Annotated in this window: 11 protein-coding genes and 1 pseudogene; all 12 read left to right on the plus strand. The window is 40.0% G+C overall.

Translation table 11 applies throughout. The features are described 5' to 3' along the window. On the plus strand, positions 1-468 hold the full coding sequence (locus ACSHZO_RS14280) for a c-type cytochrome (protein WP_298248160.1): 468 nt from the start codon (positions 1-3) through the stop codon (positions 466-468). A 109-nt stretch (positions 469-577) separates the two neighbouring features. Then, positions 578-1,198 (plus strand): annotated as a pseudogene (gene udk, locus ACSHZO_RS14285) (uridine kinase); the annotation flags it as partial. Between the two features lie 19 nt (positions 1,199-1,217). Further along, complete coding sequence (locus ACSHZO_RS14290) at positions 1,218-1,532, plus strand: FtsB family cell division protein (RefSeq protein ID WP_141878236.1); 315 nt, start codon at positions 1,218-1,220, stop codon at positions 1,530-1,532. A gap of 25 nt (positions 1,533-1,557) precedes the next feature. Beyond that, the gene (locus ACSHZO_RS14295) at positions 1,558-2,958 is read left to right on the plus strand and encodes a methylmalonyl-CoA mutase subunit beta (protein WP_298248159.1); all 1,401 of its coding nucleotides are present in this window, start codon (positions 1,558-1,560) and stop codon (positions 2,956-2,958) included. Positions 2,959-2,963: 5 nt separating this feature from the next. Next, positions 2,964-5,093, plus strand: a complete 2,130-nt coding sequence (gene scpA / locus ACSHZO_RS14300; RefSeq protein ID WP_298248158.1) for a methylmalonyl-CoA mutase — start codon at positions 2,964-2,966, stop codon at positions 5,091-5,093. Between the two features lie 19 nt (positions 5,094-5,112). Then, positions 5,113-5,994 (plus strand): SDR family oxidoreductase, encoded by an 882-nt coding sequence (locus ACSHZO_RS14305; protein WP_141878239.1) that lies wholly within the window; start codon positions 5,113-5,115, stop codon positions 5,992-5,994. 154 nt (positions 5,995-6,148) lie between these two features. Continuing rightward, entirely contained in the window at positions 6,149-8,980 is a 2,832-nt protein-coding gene (locus ACSHZO_RS14310; RefSeq protein ID WP_298248157.1) for a M16 family metallopeptidase, read from the plus strand. A gap of 149 nt (positions 8,981-9,129) precedes the next feature. Continuing rightward, a complete protein-coding gene (locus ACSHZO_RS14315; RefSeq protein ID WP_141878241.1) occupies positions 9,130-9,894 on the plus strand; it encodes a ParA family protein in 765 nt (254 codons plus the stop codon). A gap of 2 nt (positions 9,895-9,896) precedes the next feature. After that, complete coding sequence (locus ACSHZO_RS14320; protein ID WP_141878242.1) at positions 9,897-10,802, plus strand: ParB/RepB/Spo0J family partition protein; 906 nt, start codon at positions 9,897-9,899, stop codon at positions 10,800-10,802. Continuing rightward, positions 10,792-11,385 carry a DUF5683 domain-containing protein gene (locus ACSHZO_RS14325; RefSeq protein WP_298248156.1) on the plus strand — a complete coding sequence of 198 codons (594 nt, stop codon included), beginning with the start codon at positions 10,792-10,794 and terminating at the stop codon, positions 11,383-11,385. The genes ACSHZO_RS14320 and ACSHZO_RS14325 overlap by 11 nt, the downstream gene beginning before the upstream one ends. Next, the gene (dapB, locus tag ACSHZO_RS14330; RefSeq protein ID WP_298248155.1) at positions 11,386-12,099 is read left to right on the plus strand and encodes a 4-hydroxy-tetrahydrodipicolinate reductase; all 714 of its coding nucleotides are present in this window, start codon (positions 11,386-11,388) and stop codon (positions 12,097-12,099) included. 49 nt (positions 12,100-12,148) lie between these two features. Next, positions 12,149-13,711, plus strand: coding sequence for a signal peptidase I (gene lepB / locus ACSHZO_RS14335; RefSeq protein WP_298248154.1), 1,563 nt, complete (start codon positions 12,149-12,151; stop codon positions 13,709-13,711). Position 13,712 lies beyond the last annotated feature (1 nt).

The following is a 13,712-nucleotide window of genomic DNA, read 5'->3' on the forward strand; positions in this document are numbered from 1 at the left end:
ATGAAAAAACTACTTTTCGTATTTGGATTGGCCGCGATGGTGGCTTGTAAATCTGATAAAAAAGAAAATGAAACCGAAGATGAATCTTATGTAATTCCTTCTTCGGAAAAGTCCAGCGAACAAACTCCGCTAACCGCAAGTATCAAGAGAGGAAAAGGTATTTATTCAGATCTTTGTGTGACCTGTCACTTACCGAACGGAAAAGGAATTGCCGGCACTTATCCTCCACTCGATGGCTCAAACTGGCTTACAGAAAAGCGTGAAGAAAGCATTCGCGGTGTTAAATATGGAATGAAAGGTCCTATTGAAGTGAACGGTGAGAAATATGATAACGTGATGACTCCAATGGGCTTAAGCGACCAGGAAGTTGCAGATGCAATGAACTACGTCATGAACTCCTGGAGCAATAATATTGACGAGATGGTGACGGTTGAAGAAGTTGCTGCTGTCAAGGAAAGCGCTGAATAAGAAACCCTCAACAATTTCAAAACCGACTTTTTTCAAGTCGGTTTTTTTTATTTCGAAAGCCAGGCTGCACTTTCCGAAGATTTTTAAAAAGTAATATTACCTTTGCAAAAATTCTAGAAACATGCTAATTATTGGGATCGCCGGTGGTACCGGGAGTGGTAAGACTACGGTTGTAAATCAAATCATCGATGAATTAAAACATGAAGAGGTAGATGTGATCTCCCAGGACTCTTACTACCAGGATACGACTCATCTAACTTTTGAAGAGCGTAAAAAGATAAATTTTGATCATCCCAAATCCATTGATTTCGATCTTCTGGCAGAGCATTTAAGACAGTTACGCGCCGGTCATAACATTCAGCAACCAGTCTATTCTTTTAAAGAACATAACAGAACCGGAGAGTTTGTAGAGATACACCCTCGAAAAGTAGTGATCGTTGAAGGAATCCTTATCCTCACCCATCCTGAAATTCGTGACCTTTTTGACATTAAGATCTATGTTCATGCAGATAGTGATGAGCGATTAATTCGCCGTTTAAAACGTGACATTGCAGATCGCGGTCGTGATCTGGAAGAAGTGCTCTGGAGATACCAAACGACTTTAAAACCAATGCATCAGCAGTTTATAGAACCTACCAAAGAATTTGCCGATATCATCATTCCTACCAATCGCTACAATACGGTGGCTGTTGACATCGTTCAGACTATTATCAAAGATCGCTTAAGCTAATTTTGTATCTTTAAAACCTATGAAATTAAAAGACCTGCGTAAAAAACGATGGTTCCGGTTTATCAGTAACAAGTATGTACTGATAAGCATTATTTTCATAGGCTGGATGTTCTTTCTGGATACCAATTCCTGGTTCATACATCACGAACTGGATGTGGAAATAGAAGAACTGCAAAGTAATAAGAGCTATTATCAGGAAGAGATCGCGAAAGACAAGGCTATCATTGAAGATCTTCAGGATTCGGTGCAACTCGAACGTTTTGCCCGCCAGAAGTACTATATGAAAAGACCCAATGAAGATATTTATATTATCGAGTACGACACTATAGATTGATCTCGCCCGCCAAAAATTTAAAATCATGAAGCAATTGTTATTTCAGGAATTCGAAAATGTTTCTGCGAAGCAATGGAAACAAAAGATCCAGGCAGATCTTAAAGGTGCCGATTATAATGAGAAACTGGTTACCAAAACTCTCCACGGCATTGATATAAAACCCTTCTATTCTTCGGAAGATATTTCAGAAAGTCTTTCGATACCTAATCCGGCTCACTGGAATATCTGTGAAAAGATCTATATCACTTCTGAAGCTTCCGCAGTAAATAAAGCCCAAGACAAACTACAGAAGGGAACTGAATCTTTATGGTTCATTTTAGCTTCTGAAGAAATCGATTTCGTAGAAATTCTGAAGTCGATACCAGTAGAAGTTCCGGTTTACCTGCAATGCGAGTTCCTTAATTCAGAATTTATACTGAAGCTGGATAAGGAAATTAGTAAGACTAATCGAAAGGTTTACCTGCGTAACGATATTATAGGCAACCTGGCCCGATCGGGAAACTGGTTCGAAAACCTGAAATCTGATCATTCAGAATTAGAAAAAATTATTCAGAAAAGTTCCGGCTTTGCTTCAGTTTTGAGCATAGACCTGGGATTATATCAAAATGCCGGGGCAAATATTCCGCAGCAACTGGCATATTCACTTGCCCAGGTTTCAGAATATCTACATCATTTTGAAAACCTGGATTCAGAAAAGAAAGCGAGTCTTAAAATTCAATTTTACGTTTCGGTAGGATCAGATTATTTCTTTGAAATTTCGAAAATAAGAGCATTACGCTGGCTATTTGCCACTATCGCACCAGAATTTGGATTTCACAAAGATTGTCATATTGTTACCGAACCAACAAAACGCACCAAAACCTTATATGACTTTAATGTCAACCTGCTTAGAACCACCACAGAAAGTATGAGTGCGATCCTTGGAGGTGCAGACAGCATTTGCAATATGCCCTACGATGCCATCTATCATAAGAATAACGAGTTTGGTGACCGCATTGCTCGCAATCAATTGCTGGTGATGAGACACGAAAGCTATTTTGGAAAAGTAGGAAATGTTGCTGAAGGCACTTATTATATAGAAACGATCACCCGCCAGATCGCGGAAAAAGCTTTACAGATATTTAAGGATATTGAAAAAGGCGGTGGTTTGCTAAAGGAACTTAAAGAAGGAATTATTCAGAAAAAGATTAAGGAAAGCGCAAAAGAAGAACAACATAGATTTGATTCGGGAGAATTGATCCTTATTGGAACCAATAAGTTCGAAAACCCTGAAGACAGAATGAAAGATGATCTTGAGTTGTTTCCTTTCTTAAAACAGAATCCAAGAAAAACCCTTTTACAGCCAATCCTGGAAAGAAGATTAAGTGAAGCGATGGAGCAAAAACGACTGAAAAAGGAAACTTCTGTAGAAACCTCTCAAAACTAGTAACGATGTCACGTAAAGACCTTCAAAATATAAGCTTGAACGATAAAGATCTATCTTCAGCAAAGAAAATAAGCGCAGAGACCTTTGAGACGCCCGAAGAGATCGAGATCAAAGCATCTTACTCAAAAGAAGACCTTTCCGAAGCAGAACATCTTGAATTTGCCGCGGGAATCCCTCCATATTTACGCGGACCATATAGTACGATGTATGTGAGCAGACCATGGACGATTAGACAATATGCAGGCTTTTCTACCGCTGAAGAAAGCAACGCATTTTACAGACGAAATTTAGCTGCTGGGCAAAAAGGACTATCAGTAGCATTCGACTTGCCAACGCATCGAGGTTATGACAGTGATCACGAGCGTGTAGTTGGAGATGTAGGTAAAGCCGGAGTTGCGATAGATTCGGTCGAGGACATGAAGATCCTTTTCGACCAGATTCCGCTGGATAAAATGTCGGTTTCCATGACCATGAATGGAGCAGTTCTTCCTATTATGGCGTTCTACATCGTTGCTGCGGAAGAACAGGGCGTAAAACCAGAATTATTATCTGGTACGATCCAGAATGATATACTTAAGGAGTTTATGGTAAGGAATACCTATATCTATCCTCCTACTCCTTCCATGAAGATCATTTCAGACATTTTTGAGTATTCCTCTCAAAACATGCCGAAGTTCAACAGCATTAGTATTTCCGGTTATCATATGCAGGAAGCCGGTGCTACCTGCGATATCGAGCTTGCCTATACGCTGGCCGATGGTCTGGAATATATTCGCAAAGGTCTTGATGCAGGAATGAAAATTGACAGTTTCGCACCAAGACTATCATTTTTCTGGGCGATTGGGATGAATCATTTTATGGAGATCGCCAAAATGCGCGCAGGAAGAATGTTATGGGCAAAACTGGTAAAGCAATTTAATCCTACCAATCCTAAATCTCTAAGTCTAAGAACGCATTCACAAACCAGTGGATGGAGTTTAACCGAGCAGGATCCATTTAACAACGTGGCCAGAACCTGTATCGAAGCAGCGGCAGCAGCCTTTGGTGGAACCCAGAGTTTACATACCAATGCTCTCGATGAAGCGATCGCACTTCCAACCGACTTTTCCGCCAGAATAGCGCGAAATACTCAACTTTATCTTCAACAGGAGACGAATATTACCAAGACGGTGGATCCTTGGGCCGGAAGTTATTATGTTGAAAAGCTTACCGAAGAGATCGCTGCCAAGGCCTGGAAGCTCATTGAAGAAGTTGAAGAACTTGGAGGGATGACCAAAGCTATTGAGGCCGGTATTCCAAAAATGAGGATCGAAGAAGCTGCTGCCAAAAAGCAGGCCAGGATAGACAGCGAAACAGATGTGATCATAGGTGTGAACAAATATCGTCTGGATAAGGAAGATGATATGGTTACTCTGGAAGTAGATAATCAAACCGTGCGAAAACAGCAGGTCGCCAGGTTAGAAAAAATAAGATTGGAGAGAGATTCAGATAAGGTAAAAAAGAGCCTTGAAAAGCTAACCAGGGCTGCTAAAGAAGAAAATGCTAACTTACTGGAACTTGCCGTTGAAGCAGCACGTGATCGTGCTACATTGGGTGAAATTAGTGATGCTCTCGAAAGCGTTTACGGTAGATATAAAGCTAAGATTCAGTCATTCAGCGGAGTATATTCAAAAGAAATGAAAGACGACAGCTCATTTAAAAAGGCTCGTGAAATGGCCGACAAGTTCGCTGAAATGGACGGTCGCCGACCAAGGATTATGGTTGCGAAAATGGGACAGGATGGTCACGATCGTGGAGCGAAGGTAGTTGCTACCGGATATGCCGATCTTGGTTTTGATGTGGATATTGGACCTTTGTTCCAGACTCCTGCCGAAGCAGCACAACAGGCCGTCGAAAATGACGTTCATATTTTAGGGGTATCTTCACTGGCCGCAGGACACAAGACCCTTGTTCCGCAGGTTATTGAAGAACTTCAGAAGTTAGGACGTGATGATATCATGGTGATCGTTGGAGGTGTGATCCCATCTCAGGATTACCAGTTCCTGTTCGATTCAGGAGCCGTGGCTGTATTTGGCCCGGGGACCAAGATTAGTGATGCTGCGATACAATTACTTGAAATTTTAATCGACGAATAATCATATAACCAACCAAAATATGGATTTAAAGAAAAAAATGCTCCGTGATGATGCTTTAGCCGGAAAAACAATTGTTGTAACCGGTGGTGGTAGTGGTCTTGGAAAATCGATGACTACCTATTTCCTGGAACTGGGAGCAAACGTTGCAATCACTTCCAGAAATATGGAAAAGCTGGAGAAAGTAGCAAAAGAACTGGAAGAACAAACCGGTGGAAGATGTCTTCCCTTGCAGTGTGATGTAAGACATTATGATCAGGTGGAAGCTATGCGCGATAAAGCGGTAGCCGAATTTGGATCTGTAGATATTCTACTGAATAACGCAGCCGGAAATTTTATATCACCAACAGAACGTTTGAGCGCGAATGCCTTTGATACCATTATTGATATTGTATTAAAAGGTAGCAAGAACTGTACACTTGCTTTTGGAAAACACTGGATCGACGAAAAGCAGGAAAATAAGAATATTCTTAATATCGTTACTACCTATGCCTGGACGGGATCTGCTTACGTAGTCCCAAGTGCAACTGCAAAAGCCGGAGTACTTGCCATGACCAGGTCTCTGGCAGTAGAATGGGCAAAATACGGGATTAGATCCAATGCCATTGCACCTGGACCTTTTCCTACTAAAGGCGCGTGGGACAGATTGCTACCAGGAGATTTAAAAGAAAAGTTCGATCTGGCTAAAAAGGTACCTCTCAAAAGAGTTGGAGATCACCAGGAACTGGCAAATCTCGCCGCATACCTTGTTTCAGATTTCTCTGCATATGTAAATGGTGAAGTGATCACCATAGATGGTGGAGAATGGTTAAAAGGTGCCGGACAGTTTAATTTACTGGAAGATGTTCCTGAAGAAATGTGGGACATGCTGGAACAAATGATCAAATCTAAAAAAGGAAAGTAGTTGTACACACCTTAATTTAAACCGGGCCTTGAAAGCCCGGTTTTTTTATGGAAGCTCAATGTTATTTTTTAGACATTACCGTATCATTAATATGTGTTAATTGATTTGAAATATTATCTTGTGCGCAATTAATTAACACCTATTTCAATTTATTATGAAAAAAAACCTAACAGGCAACCTCTGGCTGCTGTTTCTGGTATTTACTGGAATTGGAATCGCCCAAACGAGCGACACCGATGAGATCCCTATGGATCCAGACGTGAAAATCGGGAAACTGGACAATGGTCTAACCTATTACATTCGCAATAATGGGAAGCCAGAAGACAAATTGGAGTTACGCCTTGCGCTCAAAGCAGGTTCTATTCTGGAAAACGATGATCAGCAAGGGCTTGCTCATTTTATCGAACACATGAACTTTAACGGTACCAAGAATTTTGAAAAAAATGAACTGGTAGATTACCTGCAAAGTATTGGAGTAAAATTTGGAGCAGATCTTAATGCCTACACCAGCTTTGATGAGACTGTGTATATTCTGCCAATTCCCAGTGATGATCCTGAAAAACTTGAAAAAGGATTCACCATTCTTGAAGATTGGGCCCATAATGCTCTTCTTACTGAAGAAGCTATCGATGGCGAACGCGGAGTAGTCCTGGAAGAATACAGACTTGGACTGGGGCCAGACAAGAGAATGATGCAGGAATACCTTCCGAAGGTGATGTACAATTCGAGATATGCTGAAAGACTCCCAATTGGTAAGAAAGATGTCATCGAGAATGCAGATTACGAAACTATTCGAAACTACTATAATGACTGGTATCGCCCAGGGCTTATGGCTGTGATTGCGGTTGGGGATCTTGATGTAGAGACTATAGAACAAAAGATCAAATCTCATTTCTCAAATCTTGAGGCCAGAGAAAACCCGGTAGAACGAAAAGAATATGGTGTACCCAACCATGATTCAACTTTTGTAGCTATCGCATCAGACCCTGAAGCTAACTTTAGCCAGGTTAGTATCTATTATAAGGATATGGATGAGGCAGAAGATGTAGTGACTATTGCAGATTACAAGAAACAACTGGAAAAAAACATGTTTTCTTCTATGATCAATAACAGGCTGCAGGAACTTGCCAACTCCTCTACTCCTCCATTTACTTATGGTTTCTCTTATTACGGCGGAACTTATTCTCCAAAGAAAAACGCATATCAATCTTTTGCAATGGCTGGGGAAAATTCACAAATGGAAGCTCTAAAAGCATTGGTAACAGAAAATGAGCGAGTAAAAAGATATGGTTTTAGCGAAGCTGAATTTGAAAGAGCTAAGAAAGAATATCTTGCTCAGCTTGAGAAAGCTTATAAGGACCGTGACAAGCAGGAAAGCAATAGAATTATTGGACAATACGTAAGTCATTTCCTGGAAGATTCACCAATACCTGGAACAGAATGGACCTACGAATTTGCTAAGAACAACCTTGATGCTGTTAAACTGGAGAACATTAATGGTTTGATTAACAACTTCCTGCATGATGAAAATAGAGTCATCATTTTCACCGGACCTGAAAAAGAATCGGTTAAAAAGATTTCTGAAGAACAGGTACTTGCCGTTCTTGATGACGTTAAAAACTCAGATATCGAGAAGTATGCAGATGAAGAAGTTCGTGAAAATCTAATTACTGAAATGCCTGTAAAAGGTTCTGTAAAAGAATCAACTACGAATGAAGAATTAGGGATTACAACCATGATCCTTAGCAACGGTGCTAAAATAATGCTGAAGAAAACTGATTTCAAAAATGACGAGATCCTGTTTTCAGCATATAGTGAAGGAGGAAACTCTTTGTACTCAGACGACGAATATATGTCTACAGTTTATGTCAATGCTGGTCTTAACGAAGCTGGTGTAGGAGGTTTAGACAAGAATGACATGAATAAAATGATGAGCGGTAAGATCGTCAATGTGAATCCGCAGATATCTACTTATTCTGAAGGATTGAATGGTTCTTCCACTTCAAAAGATTTTGAGACCCTGATGCAGATGATACATTTGTATTTTACAGATCTTAACAAAGATGAAGAGGCGTACCAGTCCTTTGTAACCAAGCAGAAAAATTTCCTGGGTAACCTGATGTCCAATCCAAACTTCTATTTTCAAAATGAGTTGAGTAAATTCAGAAATGAAGGCAATACGAGATATGTAGGTTTCCCTACTCCAGAAAGGTATGACGAAATGGATTACGATCTTGCTTACCAGAAATACCAGGAACGTTTTGCTGATGCTTCAGACTTTACATTTTTCTTCGTAGGAAATGTAGATGAAGCTCAATTAAAGGAATACGCCAGCACTTATATCGCTAGTCTTCCTGCTTCCAATTCTGATGAAGAATACAAAGCGCCAGTTTTTAGAGAGAAAACCGACGAGCAGCGTACTAAAACTATCTACAAAGGTTCCGATCCTAAAAGTCAGGTAAGCATCATCTGGAATGGTGAAACTGAATATGACAAAGAAGACGATTTTGCATTGTCTGCACTTGGAGAAGTTCTTACCATTAAACTGGTAGAACAACTGCGTGAAGAAGAAGGTGGTGTTTACGGAGTTGGAGCTCGTGGAAACATGTCTCAAATTCCTTATGACAGCTACAACTTTTCGATCTCCTTCCCATGCGGACCTGAGAATGTAGACAAACTTACGAAGGCTGCGCTTGCTGAAGTTGAAAAGCTAAGAACTGAAGGGCCTACGGAAGAAGATCTTGCAAAAGTGAAAGAGACTTTTAAGGTACAGCGCAAGGAACAATTGCAGGAAAACCAATTCTGGATGCAACAGCTTAGAAAAGCTGAAGAAGAAGGTTTCAAATTGAGCGAGATCAACAAATTCAACGAAATGGTTGATGATCTTGAAGCAGAAGAGCTTCAGGACCTAGCGGAAGAATTCTTAGGTTCAAATTATCTAATGGGAGTTCTAATGCCAGAAACTGAAGAAGCTTCAGCAGAATAAATAGAGAAAAATGTTGTTTAATTGACCGCCGCCAGAATTAACCTGGCGGCGGTTTTTTATTTTAAGCATTCTTCAGAAGCTGTTAACAAATACATTTTCTAAACCTATAATAAATTGTATTTTTACCTTTCAAAAATCAGACTGAATTAATGGGTAAAATCATTGCTATTGCCAACCAAAAGGGAGGAGTGGGTAAAACCACAACATCTGTAAACCTTGCAGCTTCACTTGGGGTTTTAGAGAAAAAGATCTTATTGATTGATGCCGATCCACAGGCCAATGCCACATCGGGATTGGGGATAGATGTTGAGGAAGTGGAAAATGGAACTTATCAACTATTGGAGCACTCGGTAAAAGCAGAAGATGCCATTCAAAAAACCAATTCCCCTAACCTGGATATTATCCCGGCACATATAGACCTTGTTGCTATAGAAATTGAACTGGTGGATCAGGAGAACAGGGAAAGCATGTTGAAACGTGCTATTACTCCTTTGAAGGAACTGTATGACTATATCCTAATAGATTGTGCTCCATCTCTTGGACTACTCACGCTAAATGCGCTTACTGCTTCAGATTCAGTGATCATACCTATCCAATGTGAATATTTTGCACTCGAAGGTCTGGGCAAATTACTTAACACCATTAAAAGCGTTCAGAAACTTCATAATAACAAGCTCGATATTGAAGGTTTGCTATTAACTATGTATGATTCAAGGTTACGTTTGTCTAATCAGGTGGTAGATGAGGTTAAAAAACATTTTGATGAGATGGTTTTCGAAACAATCATTCAGCGAAATGTTCGTTTAAGTGAAGCACCAAGTTATGGTGAAAGTATCATTAACTATGATGCTTCCAGTAAAGGAGCCAGCAATTACCTAAGCCTGGCACATGAAATTATTAAGAAAAACGAATAGAAATGGCTAAGGCTACCAGAAAACAGGCATTGGGAAGAGGACTTTCAGCCTTACTCAAAGATCCTGATAACGATATAAAATCTGCAGAAGATAAAAATGCCGATAAACTCGTAGGACATATTGTTGAACTGGAACTATCTTCTATTGAAGTAAACCCATTTCAGCCAAGAACCAGCTTTAACGAAGACTCACTGAAGGAGCTTGCTACTTCCATTCGGGAGCTTGGAGTGATCCAGCCAATTACGGTAAGAAAACTTGATTTTGACAAATACCAGCTGGTATCTGGAGAAAGAAGATTTAGAGCTTCAAAACTGGTAGGTCTTAAAACCATCCCTTCCTATATTCGAATTGCGAACGACCAGGAATCCCTGGAAATGGCGCTTGTTGAAAATATACAGCGACAGGATCTTGATCCTATAGAAATTGCTATTTCTTACCAGAGATTGATCGATGAGATCCAGTTAACCCAGGAACAATTAAGTGACAGGATTGGGAAAAACAGGTCTACAGTTGCCAACTACCTCAGGCTTCTAAAATTGGATCCTATCATCCAGACCGGGATGAGAGATGGTTTCCTTAGTATGGGACATGGCCGTGCACTTATCAATATTGATGACACGCAGCAACAGCTTGATATTTACGAGAAGATCCTGCAAAAATCATTGTCGGTTCGAGAAACTGAGCAATTAGTTCGTGAGCTTAATGGCAAAGGGAAAACTTCAGCAAATACCACTGCTAAGACCAGTGTTCCAAAAACCTACAAAAAAGGAATCAAGGAATTTTCAGAATATTTGGGAACCAAAGTAGATGTGAAGGTTACCAAAAAAGGAAGTGGAAAACTAACAATTCCATTTTCTTCGGAAGAAGATTTTGAGCGTATCAAAAACCTGATCAAAAGTGAAGAATAGATCACTACTTTTTATATTATTAGTGCTGTTCTCTTTTTCAGGAATCCAGGCGCAAACCGACTCTTTAAGCATTCAGGCAACGAAAGGTGTAGAAACTGAAGTTGTTGAGAAGGATTACGAACCTTACAACGCACTTGCCCCGGCAAAAGCTGCATTTTACTCGGCGATACTTCCTGGGTTAGGACAGGCTTATAATGGCAGCTACTGGAAAATTCCTATTGCTTACGGCGGACTGGCTACAGGAATCTATTTTTATCTCGATAATGATAAAGAATACAACAGGTTTCGTGACGCCTATAAGAACCGGATCGCAGGACGGGAAGACGAATTTAATGGTAAGGGTGACAGAGTTCTAGTTAGTACAGACAGACTTATTAGTGCGCAGGAATTCTATCAGAAAAATAAAGAGATCTCTTTACTGGTAACGGTTGGCGTTTATATTCTGAATATCATCGATGCCAATGTAGAGGCCCATTTACGACAGTTTAACGTAGATGAAGATTTAACACTTCAACCTAATCTCGATTTCAATTCACTTACCGGAAAAACCAATTACGGACTTACTTTAAACTTTAATTTTTAAATGAAAATCGCTCTTTTAGGCTACGGAAGAATGGGTAAAACCATTGAGGAAATCGCGAAAAACAGAGGTCACGAGATCGTACTGAAAGTAAGCGATGGCAGCGAAAATCATGATCTCACGAAGGCAGATGTTGCTATAGATTTCAGTGTACCCGATGCTGCCTTTAAAAATATTACTACTTGTTTTAAAGCTGCAGTACCCGTTGTAAGCGGAACTACTGGTTGGCTCGATGATTATGAAAAGGCAACGAAAATCTGTGCCGAAGAGAATTCAGCATTTATATACGCTTCAAATTTTAGTCTTGGGGTCAACGTGTTTTTCGAATTGAACCAAAAATTAGCCGGCATGATGCAAGGCCTGGAAGATTATTCCGTAGAGATCGAGGAAATTCATCATACCAAGAAACTGGATGCCCCTAGTGGAACTGCAATTAGCCTTGCTGAACAGATCATTCATGAAAACAAGCAATTAAAGGGCTGGCAATTAGACTCGGCAGATGAGAATAAAATTCCGATACATGCCAAGCGAATTGAAGATGTTCCAGGAACACACGTAGTAAGCTACGATTCTGAAATTGATACCATCGAGATCAAACATACCGCTAAAAGCAGGCAGGGATTTGCCCTTGGAGCTGTGGTCGCTGCAGAATATCTTCAAGACAAAACAGGTATCTATAGCATGAAAGATGTACTTGCCGATCTTTTTAAGAACTAATTTGTAACAAATGCAGGCGTTTTCAGCCTAACCAGTAAAAGAAATCAATATGACATTTACCGAATGGTTCATTTTTTTCCTGATCATACAGGTGGTTCATTTTTTAGGGACCTGGAAACTTTATCAGCGTGCAGGTAGAAAAGCATGGGAAGCTGCGATCCCGGTTTATAATGCGGTAGTTCTAATGCAGATCATCAACCGACCGAAATGGTGGGTCATACTTTTCTTTATTCCCATCGTAAACCTTATCATCATACCAGTTACCTGGGTGGAAACCATTCGAAGCTTCGGTAGAAATTCTACTGCCGAAACCTTTGCGGTAATTCTAACCTTAGGGTTTTATATTTACTATGTCAATTATGCTACCAACGATCCATATATCGTTGATAGAGATCTTAAGCCTCGATCTGAAGTTGGTGAATGGGTAAGTTCCATCCTATTTGCGGTAATTGCCGCGACTATCGTGCATACTTACTTTATGCAGCCTTTTACCATTCCAACCTCTTCTCTCGAAAAAACTTTGCTTGTAGGTGACTTTCTATTGGTAAGCAAATTCCATTACGGTGCAAGAATACCGAAGACTGCAGTGGCCTTTCCAATGGTACACGACACCATTCCAGTAGTTAATACAAAGTCCTATCTTAATGATCCACAAATCCCATACCTTAGATTTCCTGGTTTTGAAAATATTGAACGTAACGATATTGTCGTATTTAACTGGCCTGTAGATACCGTAAATGCTTTTCAGCAATATGGAGATGGGAAGTATTATGAAAAACCGATCGATAAAAAATCCAATTATGTAAAGCGTGCGGTGGGAGTTCCCGGCGATTCGCTGTCTGTAAAGAATGGATTCGTATTTATTAACGGTGAGCAATTACAATTGCCAGAAAGAGCAAAACCTCAGTTTACTTATACTGGTGTCACTAAAGGGCAGCCATTCAATCCTCAAACGCTATACAAAGTTTATGATATTACAGATGGTTTCGGGTATAATCCTACCACCAATGAATTTACATTCGTGGCTATTACTGAAGAAACTTTTGAAAGACTGAAGAATCATCCAAATGTGGCCAGTATTCAGAGATCTGCTGATACCGTTTCTAAGAGTAGCAGGTTATTTCCGAATGACAGGGCGCGATGGAACAATGATAATTTTGGACCTATTTATATTCCGAAGAAAGGTGTTACGGTAAAGATCACTCCTGAAAGCATGCCTTTCTACAAGGAGATCATCGAAACTTACGAAGGTTCTGAATATGGTTTGAATAATAAACTAAGCCTCAATGGTACTCAAGTGTTGTTGAATGGAAATCCTATCTCTGAATACACTTTTCACCAGAATTACTACTGGATGATGGGAGATAATAGAAATAATTCTGAAGATAGTAGAACATGGGGTTATGTTCCTGAAAATCATGTAGTAGGTAAACCTGTTTTCATATGGTTAAGCTGGGATTCCAATGCCAGCGGATTTGATAAAATTCGTTGGGATCGTGTTTTTACAACAGTGAAAGGTGACGGAGATCCAACCTCATTTTTACCATATTTTCTGATAGCATTGGTAGTGTTCTTTGGGTGGCGATTTTTTAAACAACGTAGAGAAGCTTAAA

Source organism: Christiangramia sp. 3-2217-3z (assembly GCF_051195275.1).
GTDB lineage: Bacteria > Bacteroidota > Bacteroidia > Flavobacteriales > Flavobacteriaceae > Christiangramia > Christiangramia marina.